This is a genomic window from Veillonella criceti (assembly GCF_900460315.1).
GTDB classification, from domain to species: Bacteria; Bacillota; Negativicutes; order Veillonellales; family Veillonellaceae; genus Veillonella_A; species Veillonella_A criceti.
Genome location: NZ_UHIO01000001.1, coordinates 1,638,746 through 1,658,378 on the forward strand (window position 1 = coordinate 1,638,746; position 19,633 = coordinate 1,658,378).

Annotated in this window: 14 protein-coding genes; all 14 read left to right on the plus strand. The window is 40.1% G+C overall.

The window, feature by feature from the left end:
- Positions 1 to 123 precede the first annotated feature (123 nt).
- The 14 genes from DYE54_RS07330 to DYE54_RS10155 all read left to right on the plus strand — a co-directional run bounded on the left by DYE54_RS07330 (position 124) and on the right by DYE54_RS10155 (position 19,532).
- Entirely contained in the window at positions 124 to 759 is a 636-nt protein-coding gene (locus DYE54_RS07330) for a DedA family protein (protein ID WP_115310624.1), read from the plus strand.
- An 11-nt stretch (positions 760 to 770) separates the two neighbouring features.
- Positions 771 to 2,486 (plus strand): ArnT family glycosyltransferase, encoded by a 1,716-nt coding sequence (locus DYE54_RS07335; protein WP_115310625.1) that lies wholly within the window; start codon positions 771 to 773, stop codon positions 2,484 to 2,486.
- A 31-nt stretch (positions 2,487 to 2,517) separates the two neighbouring features.
- On the plus strand, positions 2,518 to 3,321 hold the full coding sequence (locus DYE54_RS07340) for a uracil-DNA glycosylase (protein ID WP_245935735.1): 804 nt from the start codon (positions 2,518 to 2,520) through the stop codon (positions 3,319 to 3,321).
- A 477-nt stretch (positions 3,322 to 3,798) separates the two neighbouring features.
- Positions 3,799 to 5,931: a ribonuclease J gene (locus DYE54_RS07345; RefSeq protein WP_115310626.1), complete on the plus strand. Its 2,133-nt coding sequence runs from the start codon at positions 3,799 to 3,801 to the stop codon at positions 5,929 to 5,931.
- Positions 5,932 to 6,094: 163 nt separating this feature from the next.
- Positions 6,095 to 7,054, plus strand: coding sequence for a YybS family protein (locus DYE54_RS07350; protein ID WP_115310627.1), 960 nt, complete (start codon positions 6,095 to 6,097; stop codon positions 7,052 to 7,054).
- A 19-nt stretch (positions 7,055 to 7,073) separates the two neighbouring features.
- The gene (locus DYE54_RS07355) at positions 7,074 to 9,089 is read left to right on the plus strand and encodes a DHH family phosphoesterase (protein ID WP_115310628.1); all 2,016 of its coding nucleotides are present in this window, start codon (positions 7,074 to 7,076) and stop codon (positions 9,087 to 9,089) included.
- Positions 9,086 to 9,532, plus strand: coding sequence for a 50S ribosomal protein L9 (gene rplI / locus DYE54_RS07360; RefSeq protein WP_115310629.1), 447 nt, complete (start codon positions 9,086 to 9,088; stop codon positions 9,530 to 9,532). Before DYE54_RS07355 ends, rplI begins: the two co-directional genes overlap by 4 nt.
- Positions 9,533 to 9,534: 2 nt before the next feature.
- Positions 9,535 to 10,884 (plus strand): replicative DNA helicase, encoded by a 1,350-nt coding sequence (dnaB, locus tag DYE54_RS07365; protein ID WP_115310630.1) that lies wholly within the window; start codon positions 9,535 to 9,537, stop codon positions 10,882 to 10,884.
- A gap of 12 nt (positions 10,885 to 10,896) precedes the next feature.
- Positions 10,897 to 12,006, plus strand: coding sequence for a M48 family metalloprotease (locus tag DYE54_RS07370; protein WP_115310631.1), 1,110 nt, complete (start codon positions 10,897 to 10,899; stop codon positions 12,004 to 12,006).
- Between the two features lie 449 nt (positions 12,007 to 12,455).
- On the plus strand, positions 12,456 to 13,595 hold the full coding sequence (locus DYE54_RS07375; RefSeq protein ID WP_422822101.1) for an Ldh family oxidoreductase: 1,140 nt from the start codon (positions 12,456 to 12,458) through the stop codon (positions 13,593 to 13,595).
- A 276-nt stretch (positions 13,596 to 13,871) separates the two neighbouring features.
- Positions 13,872 to 15,884 carry a molybdopterin-containing oxidoreductase family protein gene (locus DYE54_RS07380; protein WP_115310633.1) on the plus strand — a complete coding sequence of 671 codons (2,013 nt, stop codon included), beginning with the start codon at positions 13,872 to 13,874 and terminating at the stop codon, positions 15,882 to 15,884.
- A 272-nt stretch (positions 15,885 to 16,156) separates the two neighbouring features.
- Positions 16,157 to 17,524: a branched-chain amino acid transport system II carrier protein gene (brnQ, locus tag DYE54_RS07385; RefSeq protein ID WP_115310634.1), complete on the plus strand. Its 1,368-nt coding sequence runs from the start codon at positions 16,157 to 16,159 to the stop codon at positions 17,522 to 17,524.
- Between the two features lie 175 nt (positions 17,525 to 17,699).
- A complete protein-coding gene (locus tag DYE54_RS07390) occupies positions 17,700 to 19,106 on the plus strand; it encodes an amino acid permease (RefSeq protein WP_115310635.1) in 1,407 nt (468 codons plus the stop codon).
- Between the two features lie 276 nt (positions 19,107 to 19,382).
- A complete protein-coding gene (locus DYE54_RS10155; RefSeq protein WP_172460576.1) occupies positions 19,383 to 19,532 on the plus strand; it encodes a hypothetical protein in 150 nt (49 codons plus the stop codon).
- Positions 19,533 to 19,633: the final 101 nt, after the last annotated feature.

Here is a 19,633-nt window from a genome sequence, read left to right on the forward strand (position 1 = left end):
GTACAGTATCTAGTAGTGATTCGACGAAGTAGTCCATTCATAGTGGAAACTATGTTGACACTGCAGGCTCATAGGAATGAATAGACAATTATTTGTATGCGTTTGCAAAGGAGACTATAAAAGGTGGAATATTTAATTTCTTTTTTAGAAACTTATGGCTATGCGGCCATGTTTATTGCTATGGTATTGGAAAATGCGAACATACCCATTCCCAGTGAAATTGTGCTAGGGTTTTCTGGTTATCTCATTGCACAAGGTGTTTTTGAAATGAATATGACAATGATTGTAGCTACCGCTGCAGGTGTAGTGGGCTCCATTTTGTCGTATTGGATGGGTGAACATGGTGGGCGCCCATTGTTGAAGCGGTATGGAAAGTATATTTTCTTCAATGAGCATAAATTTGAAATGGCTGAAAAAATGTTTAATAAATATGGGGGCGCCGCTGTATTTTTTGGTCGTTTACTGCCTGGTATTCGTACCTTTATTTCTTTTCCGGCCGGCATTGCGCGTTATCCAATGGGGCGCTTTGTGATTTGGACTTTATTAGGAACGATTCCTTGGACAATTCTTCTCGTATGGCTTGGTGTTAAACTCGGTGAACATTGGCAAGATTTGATTGAATATAATCATGAATTTTTAGTTATTATGATTGCCGTTTTTGCTGTGATTGCCTTGTTCTTTGGCATTCGTTATTATCGCAATAAGAAGAAAAAAGTAGCCACTACATCTTCTGAGAAGCAAGATACTCAGAACGATTAAGGAGGGATTTGATGCGGCTTCATCGTTTGACCGTTATTTGCTTCCTCATTGCATTAGCTATGTATGCTATCGGCAATGGTGGTTTGCCGGTGACAGATCCGGTAGAGTCTAATTATGCATTGACGGCAAAAGAAATGGTACTTTCTGGTGATTGGTTGTCACCACAAATTTACCACAATTACTGGTATGATAAACCAATTATGATTTATTGGCTCATTGGTTTAAGTTATAAATTATTTGGCTTTACTGATTTTGCAGCCCGATTCCCAGCAGCTTTATTTGGGGCGTTAGCAGTGGGCCTATTTTATCAAGTTGTGCGCAGTATTTCAGGGCGTCGCTTGTTATCTTTGTGGAGTGCCATGATTTTAGGCTCCTCGTTAGAGTTTTGGCTATTGGCGCGAGGTATTGTGACCGATATGGTCTTACTTTGGGCGACTATTGGCACATTTACTTATGCGTATCGTGGTTTGACGGAAGGCAAGACTCGGTATATGGTATGGGCCTATCTGTTTGCTGGTGTAGGTGTGCTTACTAAAGGGCCGGTCGCATTGGTATTGCCGGGCATTTTATTATTGGTGTATGCGTTAGTTATGCGTTCATGGAGTATGCTTCGTTATATTTTTGCCTGGCAAGGTATTTTGGCGTTTATCCTTGTCGTTTTACCTTGGTATGGTTATATGTATTTAATACATGGCCAAGATTTTATTAATGGTTTCTTAGGACTTCACAATGTAGTTCGGGCAACTCAATCAGAACATCCAGACGTAAACTATTGGTGGTATTATTTAGCAATGTTCCCTGTAGCATCGTTACCTTGGACTGGTGCGATTATATATGGTATGTACTATGGGTGGCGTCTTAAACAGTCGTTCTATGTATTTTCTATGGTTATGGGTTGGGGCACCTTGTTGTTCTATTCGCTCATGGCTACTAAATATCCGACCTATACGTTCATTAGTTTGATTCCATTTAGTTTTTTAGGTGCTTTTGGGGTGGTTAAATTATTGCGTCCTGGAACTCCTTGTAAACGTTGGTGGATTCTTATGGGGCCAGCCTTTTTCTTGTGGATTTTGTTTGGCGTAGCCAGTTTCTTTGTGCCTTGGGGCTTTTGGTATTTGCTTTACGTCTTTATCGTAGTTGGCATTATTTTAACAGTCCTTATGTATATGAATAGAAAACGGTATATGTTGCCAGTTGTGATTGCCTTTACTACGATGGCGATTGCTGGTTTAGTAATTCATGAAGGGGTGCAGCCACTGATTGAACAACGGTCGTCGGAAGCGTATGCTCCGATTGTAGCAAACTATGAAGGCAATATTTATTTTTATGGCAATTATAGTGCTTCTTTGGTGTATTATACTGACAAGGAAATTACAAAGATTGAAGATGAGGCTATTCCGTCGATTCGTGAACAGCGTAGTGCGGCTTGGGAAGGTAAGGATACTATGCCGACGAAGTCTGTCGATGAAGTGGTTAAGCAATTTGAGGTAACACAGTATAATGAAGAACGAATTTTACGTTCTATTACTAATAATCAAGGGCGACCAACTCGATTGCCGATGGGTGAAACGCCGACGGCTCCTATGCCGATAGATAATCCTGTGCCATTACAAGCGATGATTATTGTTCCAGAAAAATTGCAACCGTATTTTGCAGCAACACCACTCTATCAGATGGTGCAATTGAAACAGGCGATTAATAAAGTATTGATTTATGAAACGCCTTGAGTGTTAAAGTAGGAGGTCTATCATAGTGGATATGATTGATAAGCGGATGGTACTAGAGACTAAGGTTAATCAGTTTATTGAACGGTTGGCTTCCTATGAAGGGTCCGATATAGTATTTAATCCTTGGCGTGACTATGAGCCTATGTTGGACATAAGTCCAGAAGCACCGGCTATTCGTCGCGACCAATTACGACAGTATTTGTTGGCTCGGTTAGACGGTTGTCCCTATGTGATTATTGCGGAGGCTATGGGGTATCAAGGTGGGCGATTTTCAGGGATTGCCATTACTTGTGAACGAATGCTCTTAGGGTTTCATGATGACATTGAGGCAGCCATGATTCTACCCAGTGGATTAGGGCTGCGTACGAGTTTAGCGTCTAGTCCATTAATCACCAAAGCCAAAGTGCGTAAAGAAGGATTTAATGAACCAACCGATACGGTTGTGTGGTCTACCTTGTTAGATAATGATATAGATACATATACAGCTTTATTATGGAATATTTTTCCGTTTCATCCGCATGAAGCAGGTAATCTACTATCTAATAGGACACCAACAGACGCCGAATTAGCCGTGGGTGGCACGTTTGCTAAGGAATTATTAGTACTAAATAATTTAGCGTTGCATGGGGATGAAGCATTAGCACAGGCGTTAATGCAAGAAGCATCAGGTGAAATGCCTAATGCTAGTGTTTTCGCGGTAGGCCGTAAGTCCTATGGGGTGCTAGAGACACAACATATTTTTTCGTATCCGTTGCGTCATCCTGCTAATGGTGGTGCTCAACAATATCGCGATCAGTTTGCTGAGATTTATTCGTTTTTACCAAATCGTAAATAATAAAACAAGATAAGAACCTCCAAGCTTTGCTTGGGGGTTCTTTAAGTTTTTTGGTAAATATGATATACTAGATTTAAGATATTCGTTCGGCTTTGGGCAATGATTTCATAGCTATGTTTATATAGAAGCTTGTGAAGCGCTATATACTTAGCCTTATAAGTGAAAGGCCCTTTAACTTTACAAGTAGCAACATGCATAGGGAGAGGTGTATCTAGCTATCGACCGTCCTTTTATTTGTGATGCATGGATAGGCTCATATATTGACAAGTTAATAATGAACGAGTTCCCTTGGTTGCATTACTGGGATAAGACAGAATGAGGACTGGCTTGGCAGTAATAGCTTTTATAAGGGAATTTTGTTTATATGCTGACAATACATTGATAAGTCGTTATGGGTAGCGCTAGGCGCTCGCGATTTATGTAGGTACATATAGGTGAATCATATGTTAAGTAAGATTTAGGAGGAGTATTGGACTCATGTTGAAAGAATTATTTAATAAAGTAACAGGGCAAAGTAATGAACAAGTTGCTAATGCGCCTAAGAATACAGCTACGACAGTAGCTACAATGGATACAAATGCTGTAGTTGAGGATGCAATGAAGGAAGGAAGTCCACGTCGTAATACCCGTCGTACGACTAATCGTAATGAAACAGGTCGCAATGAAGCAACTCGTGGAGAAACGAAGCGCACAACACCACGTCGTACAACTAATGCAGCCGGTGAAGGGACTAAGACGGGCACCTCTCGTCGTAGAACAACCAATGTAGCCGCTACGAATGAAGGGGCTGCCAAACCACAACGTACGACCAACCGTAATAGCAACAATGGTAAAAATAACAATCGTTTTAACTCACGAAATGGCAATGAAGGCACTAAAAATACGCGCTATACGAACACGGCTAATAGTAGTAGTGAAGCGGTTAAAGCCAATGCTCGTCATACGGCCAATAAAAAAGATAAGCTCATGATTATTCCTTTGGGCGGTCTTGGTGAAATTGGTAAAAATATGACGGTGTTCCAATATGGCGATGATATTATCGTATTGGATGCGGGGCTTGCTTTTCCAGAAAATGATATGCCAGGGGTAGATATTGTAATTCCTGACATGAGCTATTTAATTGAAAATAAGGATAAAGTACGGGCGGTTGTTATTACCCATGGCCACGAAGACCATATTGGTTCTTTAGCGTACTTATTAAAAGAAATTAATGTGCCTGTATATGCCACTAATTTAGTATGTGGTTTAATTGAAGGTAAATTAAAAGAAAATAAAGTGGGTGGCGTGAAACTTAATGTGGTTAAAGCGGGTGATGAAATTCGCATTGGCACCTTTAAGGTAGGCTTTATCCAAACTAACCATTCTATTCCTGATGCTTGTGCAGTGTATTTTGAAACACCAGTGGGGATCGTTGTGCATACTGGTGACTTTAAGGTGGATCAAACTCCAGTAGATGGCAAATTGATGGATGTTCATAAATTTGCAGAACTTGGTAATAAAGGTGTATTAGCACTTATGTCTGACTCTACCAATGTTGAAAAACCAGGCTTTACCCCATCTGAAAGTACCGTAGGGCCAGCTTTGTTACGGGCTGTAGGGGAAGCTAGAGGTCGTGTTGTCTTGGCTACGTTTGCATCTAATGTATCTCGTTTACAACAGGCTGTAGATGCCGCCGTTGCCTTTAAACGTAAAGTTATCGTTCTTGGTCGCAGTATGGTCAACGTTTCAGAAATTGCACAAGAGCGAGGCTATTTAAATGTACCAGAAGGTACGATGATTGACGTAGATGAAATGAATCGTTATCGTGATGATGAAATTATGATTTTAACGACGGGGAGTCAGGGGGAACCTATGGCCGGCTTATCCCGCATGGCTACGAATAATCATCGCACAATTGAAATTACGCCTAATGATACAATTATTATTTCCGCTACGCCAATTCCAGGCAATGAAGCGGCGGTAGGTCGTACAATTGATAACTTATTACGCTTAGGGGCTGATGTTATCTATGGTCGTGACCGTGGCATTCATGTATCAGGTCATGGTAGTCAAGAAGACTTGAAGACGATGCTTAACTTAGTCCGTCCTAAATTCTTTATTCCTGTGCATGGTGAATACCGTATGCTCAAGAAACATGGTGAATTAGCGGTATCCATGGGGATTGTGAAACCAAATCATGTATTGGTTGGCGATAATGGTCAAATCTTTGAATTTACAAGTCGTACAGCTCGTAAAGGCGGCCATGTGACGGCTGGTAAAGTCTTTGTAGATGGACTTGGTGTTGGTGACGTTGGTAATATTGTAATTCGCGATCGTCAGCAATTAGCTCAAGAAGGTATGGTCATTGTAGTTATGGCTATGGATCGGGCTAGCGGTCAAATTGTGGCTGGTCCAGACATTGTATCTCGTGGTTTTGTGTATGTTCGTGATGCAGAAGATCTTATGAATGAAGCACAAAAACGAATTGAGCAGGTTATTGAGAAATGTGAAGCCAGTCAGATGAAAGATTGGGCTACGATTAAATCACAAGTACGTGATACGCTTGGTAAATTCTTGTATGAAAAGACGCGTCGTCGTCCAATGATTTTGCCAATTATTCAGGACGTGTAATTAAATAGAGACTTCTGATAGCTCTTTTGGCTAGTATTTATGGGCAGGATTGCGTAATTGCTACCGCCTATTTAGTGGTTAATGATATTCAAAAGTAATACAAAATGATATAATAGTCGTGTGGCTTCGGCCATGCGACTATTTTTTTAGGAGTTAATTACATATGAAATATTCAGAGACGCGGGCCGTTGTAGAAACAGGATTTTTAACGGCTCTCATTATGGTATTTACGTTTATTGGTTTAACTGTGCCAGCTATGGGCGTATTTGCGTCTATCTTAATGCCCGCTGTTTTGGTTGTATTAGGGGCAAGGCATGGTATAAAATGGAGTATTTTGGCAACGATTACATCAGGTGTAGTTATGAGTATTGTCATCACTCCGTTAATGGCTTTTATGCAAGTCCTTACCTCTGGCGTGCCGGGGATTGTATTAGCTTATGGTTATGAACGTCGTTGGCCAACGGCTCGTTTACTAACTTTACCGGCGCTTACTATGATGGTTATGATTGCTGTCCAATTAGGGATTGGGCAATATATCATGCAGGTTGACTTAGTGCAAACTTGGCAACAATTTCAGCAGGAAACTTTAGTCAATATGGAAGAAGCTTATCGTGCGCAAGGGCTATTGGATGATCAGATTAAATCTATGGTAGATAGCATGGCGACTCTATTTAAGCAGATGGCCTATGTTGCGATTGCCGCTCTTTTTATGTCATCCGTGATTATTAGTTATGCTATTTGTAAAGTAGCCAATGTTATAGTCCGTCGTACGGGCGGTCAAGGAGTTACCTTGCCGACTATGGACCAATGGCGTGTGCCACAGTGGGCTGTATATATCTTTGCTTTAGGTATTTTATTAACCTATTGGGGTGACCAGTATCAGTCTGAAGTTATTAATGTTATTGCCTATAACTTATATGCTTTAGGCTCGTATATGTTAGTTTTGCAGGGCCTTGGCTGTATGTGGTCTATTTTTAAAAGCTATGGTTTATCAGCTGGGTTTCGTTTAGTTCTAATATTTTTAACCTTATTAATGAATTTTGCCACTCTTTGGATTGGCATGTTAGATTTAATTTTTAACCTTCGTCGACGGTTATCTAAACGGTCAGACGACGAAGAATAAAGGGATAGGGAGCGAGATTATGAAAGGGAATCAGGGCTTTTTAGGGGCCTTTGAAAAGACCGCCATTGTCGTTATCATTGTACTGTTGTTGGTCATTGCGTGGTTGAACTGGCAATTAGCACTGTTTGGTCTGCTGTTTGTACTCGTAGCTTATTTATATAGTAGTCGAGCCATTCAAAAACAACGTCGCCAACTTTATGAACAATTTGATACGATTGCTAAAGGGATTACACAGGCATCTAATTTTGCCTTACAAAACTTACCAACCGCTATGGTTATTATTGACAGTAAAGCACGTGTTTGTTGGTGCAATAGTGTATTTCGTGATTGGATGCCACAAGATCCAGATAAAACGCAACGATTGAATGGGTTTATTCCTAGTTTGCGTTTAGATAAAATCTGGGGGAAGTCTGGTTATTTCAATGAAAAAATTGAAAATAAATATTATCGTGTCATTTACAAATTTATTGAAGGGGCCGAACGAAAAGAGCCCGATGCTAGCGAAGTGGAGTCCTATATGGCGTTTTACTTTGATGATGTAACGGAATCAGAGCAATTACGTCATGAAGCGGAAGCTATGGCACCGGCCTTTGGTTTTCTTATGATGGATAATATTGAAGATGTAACTAAAGGGTTAAGTGATGTGGAATACACAAACTTATGGGCGGAGATTAACAATGCCATCGTGGAAGAAATTGACCGTTATGATGGTTTTGTTCGTAACTATGCAGAAGATTCTTACATTTTCTGTATTTCTAAAAAAGCCTTAATGGATATGATTCAGCAGAACTTCCCATTGTTAGCTCGGGTCCATAATATTCCTACAAGCCGCCGCATTCCTGCTACCATTAGTATTGGTATTGCAGCAGGCGAGGAGAATATTAAGGAACAATCTGAACGGGCTCGTTCTGGTTTGGAACTAGCCTTAGGGCGTGGTGGTGACCAGGCGACAGTATATATTGGTGAAGAACTGAAGTTTTATGGTGGTAAAACTCAGGGGGCTGAAAAGAATACTCGCGTCCGTGCCCGTGTAGTCGCTCAGGCGATTAAAGAACTTATGGATGATGCAGATAATGTTATTGTCATGGGCCATGAGCGCGAAGATTATGATAGTATTGGTGGTGCTATCGGGGTGGCCGCCATGGCTCGTGGTGCTGGTAAATCGGTTCACATTGCCGTGAGTGATCAGACGGTGGCAATTAAAAAATTGTCTGATTTATTTCCGACAGAACCAGGGTTTGAAAGTTTATTAATTACCCCTCAAGCGGCAGAAGATTTTGTTACTGATTCTACCTTGGTATTTGTAGTCGATGTGCATCGACCTGATATGGTAGCAGCACCAAAAGCTTTGCAAAAAGCTAAACGGCGGGTTGTTATTGATCATCATCGCCGGGCATCTGACTTTATTGAAAAACCATTATTAACGTATTTAGAACCGGCTTCCTCATCAACGAGTGAGTTAGTGACGGAGTTAATTCAATATTTTGTTGATCCTATTTCCCTAAACGTAGTAGAAGCGAGTGCATTGTATGCAGGGATTGTAGTTGATACAAAGAATTTTGTTGTGCAAACAGGCTCACGTACCTTTGATGCGGCTTCATTCTTGCGCCGTTCAGGGGCGGATTTATCCATTGTACGTCATCTTTTCATGGAAAGCTTTGATGGGGTACAATTACGAGCTAAGATGTTGGCTGAAGCTGAACGCTTTGATGGACTGGCGATAACGATTTGTCCTGACGGCGTACAAAATGCTTCGATTTTATCAGCACAAACGGCGGATACTTTAATTACTATTGAAGGCATTGAAGCTAGTTTTGTACTATATATGATGGCTGATGGTGGCATTGGTGTTAGTGCCCGTTCACAAGGAGCCATTAATGTTCAGCTTATTATGGAGGCCTTAGGTGGTGGCGGTCATCGTACCGTTGCTGGTGGCCAATTATATGATATGACCATGGAAGAGGCGATTGAAGCTGTTAAGAAAGCAGCGAAAGACCGTGCTACTACCATGAAGAAGGAGGAAGACTCAGAATGAAAGTAATTTTGTTAGAAGATGTAAAAAAAGTAGGTAAAAAAGGTGAAATTATTGAAGTGAGTGAAGGCTATGGTCGTAATGTATTAATTAAAAAAGGCCAAGCATTAGAAGGGACACCGGCTAACTTAAATAATGCAAAACAACAACAGGCATCAGCGGCGCATAAAAAACAAGTTAATGCGGATGAAGCTAAAATTTTAGCTAGCCAATTAGCTAAAGTAGAAGTGACGATTCCTGTAAAAATGGGCGATGCAGGCCGTGTATTTGGTTCTGTAACTGGCAAAGATATTGCCGATGCGTTGGCTAAACAATTTGATGTAGCGGTAGATAAAAAGAAAATTGAATTAAAAGAACCATTAAAAACATTAGGCGTACATGATGTTTTAATTCGTGTACATCCTGAAATTACTACGACCATTAAAGTTGAATTAGTGGAAGGTTAATTATGGCAGAACCACGGATTCCTCCCCATAGTATAGAGGCTGAACGAGCCGTGCTAGGAGCTTTGCTTACGGGAGAGAATGTATATGACTCGATTAGTAGCATTGTTACTCGTAGTGATTTTTACCGTGATGCCCATCGGATTATGTATGAAGCCATTGAGAATATTCAACATTCGCATCAACGGCCTGACATGATTCTATTAGTAGAAGAGTTAAATCGTCTTAATAAGCTTGAAGAAGTAGGTGGCATTAACTATATTACAGATATTACCAATGCCTCGTCGGCTGTTTATAATGTAGAGGAACATGCCCGCATTGTAGCTGAAAAGTCGCAATTACGTCGTTTAATTGATGCCGGTAATAAAATTGTAGGGGAAAGTTATGCTGCGACGAAGACAGTACCTGAGATTCTTAATGATGCTGAAGTAGGAATCCTTGGTGTAACCGGACAACTAAAAGCGGAAACATCGTTTGTTAGCTTGGGGAATGTGCTTCCTAATTTTATTACCCGTTTAGGAGAATTGCAAAATCATGGCGATACCTTAACGGGTCTTTCTACTGGTTTTAAAGATTTAGATGATATGACAAATGGGTTACAACGGTCTGATCTTATTTTGGTAGCAGCGCGTCCTTCCATGGGTAAGACAGCGTTTACTCTTAATTTAGCCTATAATGTAGCGGTAAAGGGTAAAGGATCGGTGGCATTTTTCTCACTAGAAATGTCTGCTGAACAGTTGGTAGGGCGTATTTTATCGTCAGCTACAGAAGTGTCATCTTCAAAGTTACGCACGGGGCAGTTACAACCTGCTGACTGGGATAAAGTAGCCAATCAGATGGATAATTTAATGTCGTCTAAGTTATATATTGATGATACACCTGGCCTTACCGTGCAGATGATGCGCTCTAAACTGCGTCGTTTAAAAGTAGAAAAAGGGTTGGATTTAATTATTGTCGATTATGTGCAGTTGATGACGGGCCGTAATGGGGGCAATAGTGACAATCGTCAGCAGGAGATTTCAGAGATTTCTCGAAATCTTAAATTAATAGCCCGTGAAATGAATGTACCATTGATTGCTTTGTCTCAGTTAAGTCGTGGTGTTGAATCGCGTACTGATAAGCGCCCTGTATTGAGTGACTTGCGTGAGTCTGGCTCTTTGGAACAGGATGCGGATATTGTTGTCTTTTTGTATCGTGACAAGTATTATAGTAAAGATGATACGCAAGAAGACATAACGGAAGTTATTATTCGTAAACATCGTAATGGTGCGTTGGGGACGATTAATCTCTTATTCCAAGGCGAGTTAACACGGTTCAGAGATACGACTTCACGTACAGAAGAGGATGGCATGTAGGGAGGTAAAACTATGAAACGTTGGCGTCAAACATTAGGAGCAACTACTTTAGGTGTATTACTAGCTGGGGGCGTAGGTTTTGCAGGACCTAGCGTGGAAGCGGGGCTGTTCGATGTATTACTAGGCGGTGCTGTAGGCATGGTAGAAGTTAATACAGAAATCTCTAATTTAGATGATACGGAACAAGGACAGGAATATATGCTTGAACAGCGGATACAACAGGTAGGCTATTATAATAATTATGCGTATCAAGATCGGGCTAAACGGATCTTTGAAGCACTCACCAGTTCGCCTGATGTAAAACGGACGTATGTAGTTTTTGTCAATCCTCAAACAGACGCCAATGCGAGTATGGGCGTCGGTCGTGTTATGACCATTAATAAAGGCCTTATGGATATGTTAGATGATGATGCGTTGGCCTCTGTAGTAGGTCATGAAATCGGTCATGGTGAAAATAAGGATATTGTAAGAGGTTTGCGTAAAAGTGTTGCTTTGCAAACAGCCGTAGGAGCGGCTACGAACAATGCAGGTGGTCTTAGTGTATTATTAGGTAATGCAGCCGGCAATTATTTAAATGAACAAGTATTTAGCGTAGGCCAAGAAAAGAATGCGGATGAATGGGGCTTTAAGTTATTGGCGGATAGTCATTTTAATGTAGGGGCAGCGGCTGTATCAATGGCGGTAATACGTGATAAATATGGCGAGTTATATACAGATGGCTTAGGTCAGATTATTAATCCTAATAACCATCCTAAAATGAGCCAGCGTATTTTAGATCATTTAAAACGACTACATACTTTTTCTAATAAACATGTAGAGGTTAAAGACGATGTAGTGTATGTAAATAATCAGGCTGTATATACTGGCGAAGCGGCTGGTAATTATACAGGGGCTATGCGTGCGTATTTGGTAGCTGGCAAATTGGCCCGTTACTATCATGATAATCAAGTGGGTGAACCCGTCGTGCAGGGAAATCAAGTTTGGATGAATGGGGCCTCTTTGGTTACTTTGAGTTCAGCAGATAAAGCGAATACGATGCGTGATACCTTATCAAAAGCAATGGCGCTTAAAAATAGTAAATCAGACACATCTGATAAAGCAGATAAGAATAAAAAGAAATAGATAATAGGTCAAAACACTCTTGTTGATTTTGTAGAAATTAGCAAGAGTGTTTTTTGGTAATAGGCGTATATTTTTTCTAAATTTACATATATTATACAAAAAAATATATGTCTTTTTGAGGTAATCAAGTAAAAATTGACATAATTTTTTAAAAATTGAATGGCAACTATTAGTAAAATGCATTCATGGAAAAAACAAGTGATAACTAGTGGTTATGGCCTCTCATACCGTCAATTATTCGTCAAAAATGGCTTGACTATGCAGATTTAGTAATGGTTTTTGGACGTTTTTCGGGCTTTGGAGTATTTAACATTCAAAGACCCTGTGCTATAATGAACTTGTCTTCAAAAGGAAATAAGCGATTTGAGAAGGGGACCAAAAAACGTCAGTAATTAGGATTAGGAATTTCTTGAAGAGCTTGTTCCAGGTATATGTTTTCGGAAAAGAGGATTAGACAAATGGGAAACGTAGTAAAATTTAAGTATGAACAACTTGACCAACTTTGCGTAGATGCTTTCGTAAAATTTGGTTTCTCTGAAAAAGATGCTAAGATTATTCGTGACGTATTATTGATGTCTGATATGTATGGTATCCAGAGTCATGGTATGCAACGTCTTGTTCGTTACCACAAAGGTATCGAAAAAGGAACTATCAAAGTTGATGCACAACCAGAAGTTGTTTTCGAAACTCCAGTATCTGCAGTAATCGATGGTCATGATGGCATGGGCCAATTGAATGGTCATTATGCAATGGAATTGGCTATTAAAAAAGCTAAAGAATCTGGTGTAGGTATCGTTTCTGTACGTAACTCCAACCATTATGGTATTGCTGGTTACTACGCTAACATGGCTGTAGAAGAAGGCTTAATTGGTTTCTCCTGCACAAACTCTGAAGCTATCATGGTTCCTACATATGCTCGTAAAGCAATGTTGGGTTCTAACCCTCAAGCTTGGGCAGCACCTGCTGAACCTTACAATTTCTTCTTCGATGCTTCTACTACCGTAGTAACTCGTGGTAAATTAGAAATGTACAACAAATTAGGTAAACAATTACCTGATGGTTGGGCTTTGAATAAAGATGGTAACCCATCCACTGATGCAGCTGATGTATTGAAAAATATCTCTGCTCACGTAGGTGGTGGCATTATGCCACTTGGTGGTAACACTGAACAATTAGGTTCCCACAAAGGGTATGGTAATGGTATGGTTGTAGAATTATTCGCAGCTATCCTTTCCATGGGTGGTACTTCTAACCACTGCATGAAAGATGGTAAATCCAACATTTGCCACGGTTTCATGGCTATTAACCCAGCATTCTTCGGTGATGCTGATGCTATCAAAAAACATTTCTCCACTTTCTTAACTGAACTTCGTGAAGCTCCTAAAGCTGAAGGCGAACCTCGTATTTACACTCATGGTGAAAAAGAAGTGGAAGCAGTAAAAGACCGCGAAGAAAATGGCATCCCTGTAATTGATAAAACAATGACAGAAGTTTATGAACTTTGCGAATACTTAGGTCTTGATTTCTCCAAATACTTTGGTGATTACAAACCACCAGTAGCTGGCGATATGTTCACTGGTAACTATTAATACTAGTACATTTAACAAATAATGCACCTAGCACATATGTCGCAATGTTTATGTTGCGCAGTTTAATAGGAATGGCATAGCCTGTTAAGCAGAATGAACAGCAGCCCACGCTCAGTAGAGTGTGGGCTGTTTTGTATATTCTTAAAATAAGTCCTCAACAGGAATCTAGCAACATGATACAATAAAAAAGATATAGTAGCTATTTTAAGTGTTAACTATTTAAAGGTCCTGATTAAATATATAATAGCAAAAAGTTGAGATAAAGGAGTCAATAGTATGACAAGACGAGAGATTAATGCAGTATGCCCTTACGATTGCCCCGATGCTTGTGGGCTCGTCGTAACCACTGAAGATGGGAAAGTAACTAAGGTTGTGGGGAACCCTAAGCATGCATTTACAAGAGGTATGCTTTGCCCTAAAATGGCTCATTATGAAGAAACCGTCCATTCGCCTGAGCGGTTAACGACACCGCTAAAACGGGTGGGGCCTAAAGGGTCTGGTGAGTTTACACCAATTAGTTGGGACGAAGCAGTGGCTACCATTGCTGAACGCTTTAAAGCTAGTATTGAAGAATATGGTGGTCAAAGTATTATGCCTTACTCTTATGCAGGGACTATGGGGCTTATTCAGAAAGCAGCGGGGTTTCCATTGTTTGCTCGTTTAGGCGCGGTGCGACATAATCGTGGCATTTGTTCCCCAGCTAAAACGTATGGTTGGCAGATGATTATGGGCAATACGTTTGGTACGCGGCCACAAGAATTGAGCCATAGCGATTGTGTTATTTTATGGAGCTTAAATGCGTTGGCCACTGATATCCATATTATGCATGATGTAAAGGCAGCTAAAGCTCGAGGGGCTAAGGTCTGGGTTATTGATATTTATAGTTCGATTACTTGTGATCAAGCGGATGAAGTGATTCTTACAAAACCAGGTACTGATGGTGCCTTAGCTTTAGGAATTTTATATATTTTAGAGCGAGATCATTTAGTTAATCGTGATTTTATTGCTAATCATGTAATTGGTTACGATAAATTAGTAGGGGAAGTTTTACCTGATTTTACACCTGAGCATGTAGCGGCGATTACAGGCGTGCCAGTGGCACAACTGGAAGCATTAGCTAACGCTTATGGCACAGCCAAAGCACCGTTTATTCGCTTGGGTAGTGGTTTATCGCGCTATGGTAATGGGGGAATGACGGTACGAACTATTGCTTGTTTGCCAGCCGTGGTAGGTGCTTATGAACATCTTGGTGGTGGCATGTTGAGTGATGCTAAAGGAAGTTATTATATTAATGATCGTCTCATGTCTTGGGATGTTCATGCTGGTAAAGTGGTGCCTACGGTGCCTATGGTAAAATTAGGTGACATTTTAAATCAAACAGAAAGTCCGATTCGTTGCCTTTACATTTACTCTTCGAATCCAGCTATAACAGCACCTGATCAAAACCAAGTGCGACGAGGGTTACTACGTGACGATTTATTTACAGTCGTGCATGAACGCTTTTTAACGGATACGGCTAATTATGCAGATATTGTGTTGCCAGCGACGTCTTCGGTAGAAGCCGATGATATTTATAATTCATATGGTCATTATACGAGCGCTATTGGGTATAAAGCGATTGAACCTATTGGTGAAAGTAAGTCTAATTGGGATACCATTTGTTTGATTGCTAAAGCGATGGGGATTACTGATCCCTTCTTTGATAAAACGGCTTTAGACTTAATTCATGATATTTTGGCAGCCGCTACTCATGTGAGTGAGGCGGATAAGGCCAAGTTACTATCTGGCGAACCTGTTGAAATGCCTGTTCCTGAGGATTATAAGCTCCGCTTTAAAACTAAGTCGGGCAAAATTGAAATGTATAATCCGCAAGAAACCCCTGCATTGCCTACGTATATGGCGCCGCATAATGCGACGATTGCCAAAGGGGCCTTTCATCTGATTAATGCACCAGATATTCGAATTTTAGACTCTTCGTTCTGTGAACGCGTGTTTGATCAACAAAAACCCCTTATGAGTGCTTGGTTACATCCTGAAGATGGTAAGGCATTAGGTCTTGTAGAAGGGGAACGGATTGAATTATACAATGAACAAGGAACTTTACAGTTGCCTGTGTTCTTTGATGAAAGAGTGCGTCCTAAGACGGTCGTTTCCTATGGAGTATGGTGGCAACGATATTCTTCGGATGAAACACATGGAATCAATGCCTTAACCTCATCAAGGCTGACTGATTTTGCCGAAGGTAGTACTTTTTATGATGTAAAAGTAGATATTCGAAGTGTATCTTGAAATTTAATGTATAATTAATAAAAAATTTTGATGATTTATGGTTTCTTTTATCAATTCTTGTATACGTTGTAAAAGGCTGTAAAAGTAGTGAAAATACGCATTCTACATGGTTAGTGTGATGCGTATTTTTATAGAGTTTTCTAATTAGGGTAACAAGTATGCGAAAATGTAATAAATAAAATTGAAGAATATTTCAAAATACATTTGTCCAATTCTTAAAAACGTTGTATAATCATAGGCAAACCTTAATTTAATGAGAGAGGATGGGGATTATGAATACGGAAAATGTTAAATTAAGCAATCGAGCCTACATAGCTATTGGCTTGATGTTGTTTGCTCTATTCTTTGGAGCTGGTAATCTAATTTTCCCTGCGTCCTTAGGACAACAAGCGGGTGAAAATATTTGGTGGGCTGTTTTAGGCTTCATCGTCACAGGGGTAGGTTTGCCATTGCTTGGTGTTATGGCTATGGGCTACTCTGGATCGAAGGACGTACAGGCATTAGCAAGTCGAGTACATCCTGTGTATGGTTTTATTTATACGGTATTATTATATTTGACAATTGGACCAGCGTTCGCTATTCCGCGTACAGGTACAGTATCCTATGAAATTGCAGTAAAACCATTTTTAGGTAGTGGCGCTACTGATATGTCACAGACGATTTTTTTAATGGTGTTCTTCTTACTTACTCTTTGGTTGTCAATTAATCCGGCTAAATTAGTCGATCGTATTGGTAAAGTCTTAACGCCATTGTTGTTACTTAGTATTTGTGCATTGATTATTAAATCATTGGTAACGCCAATGGGGTCTTATCAAGCTCCAACGGATGCGTATGCTACTTCGGGGATTGCTGTTGTACAAGGTATTTTAGATGGCTATAATACGATGGATGCGTTAGCTTCTTTAGTATTTGCTATTCTTGTTATTGATTTTGTTAAATTATCTGGGGCACAAACGAAAGAGGAAGTTACTTCAGCTACGTTTAAGGCTGGTTTAATTGCGGTAGCTTGGCTTGGTTTTGTATATATTTTTGTGGCTAATATCGGTGCGACCAGTGTAAGTCAACTAGGGATTTTAGATACAGGAGCGCCTGTTTTAGCAGAAAGTGCTAAGTTATTATTTGGTAGTATTGGTGCCCTTATCTTGGCGGTTATTGTATTGTTAGCGTGTTTAACAACTAGTATCGGTCTTGTTACTTCCTGTTCAAAATACTTCTATCGTGTATTCCCAGGGATTAATTACAAATTATATGCTGTTATTTTCTCAGTTGTATCTTTCTTTATTGGGATGTATGGTTTGAAAACTATTATTTCAGCCGCTATCCCTGTGTTAATGTTCTTATATCCATTGACAATTGCTATTATTGCCTTAGCATTTTTGAATAATACATTCCAAGGTCGTCAGTGTGTCTACGTTTGGACTATTGGTTTAACTTTGATTAGTGCATTTGTAAGTGGTTGTGAAACGGCTGAAGTTAATCTTGGTGCCTTTGGTCAATGGTTTGCTACTTATGTACCATTCCATGATGTTGGCATGGGTTGGGTAACATTTACGGTAGCTGGTTTAATTATTGGTTTCATTCATAAAACGCTTGTGTCTAAACCACAAGTCCATGGTGAAGAAGAAAAATCAGTGGCATAAGCAACTGAGAGGCCGTCAATCTGTTAGTTGTAGTTTGGCTTGAGCCTTAAAATATTGTGAAGTAATGAATGAGTAGTTCTCTTGAGAACTACTCATTTTTATATGTCGAAAAAAGGAAAGAATAGTGTATAATGGATAAGTAAAACAGTAGCTTAAGTAGTATAGGAGGATTTTTGTGAGTTGGTTGCGTAGGAAGCCGTTGGCTGATTTAACAGCCGTGGCGGAGGAGAAAAAATTATCAAAAGCGCTTAGTGCCTTTGATGTGACGTTACTAGGTCTTGGTGTTATTATTGGAACTGGTATTTTTGTTTTAACTGGTATTGGGGCCGCCAATTATGCAGGGCCTGGTCTCATGTTATCGTTTGTATTAGCTGCTGTCACATGTGCCTTTGTTTGCTTGGCATATAGTGAGCTGGTGGCGATGTTACCTGTATCAGGCAGTGCGTATACATATACCTATGCATCGTTAGGTGAGTTTTTTGGCTGGTGGGTCGGCTGGGGCCTTGTTCTGGAATATTCCGTTGGAGCTAGTGCAGTAGCCGGTGGTTGGTCGGCTTATTTAGTGGGGATATTACATGCAGCAGGCATTGATTTACCACATGCTTTAACGGCCGTCCCTCATGATGGTGGTATCATTAATTTACCAGCTGTGTTGGTAGTCCTTTTTGCTACGAGTCTGCTTGTATTAGGGATTCGTGAAAGTGCAAAAGTAAATCGTGTATTGGTATTGATTAAAGTAGGGACAATTTTTCTATTTTTATTTTTAGCGGCGCCTCATGTTGATCCAGCTAATTGGGATCCATTCTTACCTTATGGGTGGCAAGGGGTGACAGCTGGTACAGCCATTCTTTTCTTTGCGTATTTAGGAGTAGACTCCTTAGCTACGGCCGCTGAAGAAACCAAGAATCCTAAGGTGGATATGCCGATAGGGATTATTGCGTCCCTTGTGATTTGTACGATTTTATATATTGCCGTAAGTGTTGTTATGACAGGTGTAGTACCTTATCCACAATTAGATACGGCAGCGCCCGCTTCGTATGTATTAGAGTATGTAGGGATGAGGGCTGGCTCAGCGATTGTAGGAACAGGTGCTCTTTGTGGGCTATCGACAGTATTGTTGGTTATGATTTATGCACAGACACGCGCTTTCTATGCTATGAGCCGTGATGGGTTAATCCCTCATAGTTTGTGTCGGATTCATAAAAAATATCGTACGCCACATATTATAACCATGATTGTAGGGGTAGTGGTGGCGTTGATTTCAGGATTTACACCTATTCATATAGTCGCTGAAATGTGTTCGGCCGGGACCTTATTCGCTTTTATGTGTTCGGCTTTAGGCATTATGGTGTTACGCCGTGTATATCCTGATGTGAAACGAGATTTTCGCTGTCCTGCTGTATATGTGGTAGCACCGTTGGCGATTATCTTTTGTGGTTTTGTATTTTCTCAGTTATCAGCTCATACTATCGAGCTCTTTGTGGGGTGGAGTCTGTTAGGGTTCTTAATTTATATGGGCTACAGCCGTAAACATAGTGTGTTAGGGCAAACGAACGTGACTAATGAGAGTGTATCAGAATAGATTGGTTGAGGTTAGTTAGCATTAACGGGTTATGTTGAATTAATACTTGATATGCACTGCGAGTGAATATATGCTTGCAGTGCATTTTTTTATTGTGCAATGAATATGGATATTTGTTTGTAAAATTTGAAAAAAATAAAATTAGTACTTGCTATTTTAGAAATAGAGTGCTAATATAATGTACATCGATACACACACAGTGGATGCATCGAGAGATTTAATTTGAGTTTACGTGCTACATAGCACATTTGTATACAGTGGAAAGGAGGACATGTCATGTTAGGTTTTGTGGTAGTCATTATTAGCTTGCTCATTATTATTGACATTATCGTCATTAGCCATGAAAACAACTTAACAGACATCGTCTTGAAAGTTTCCACAAATCATGTGCCTGAGCTTACCTCACAGCGAGGTTTTGCAAGCTAATAAGAAATAGCTTAGGCCATGTAGTACATTTTTATACTTGTGAGAGACAATACGAATAGTTTATGCGGTACTTTTAAGACGATTCTTCGGAATCGTCTTTT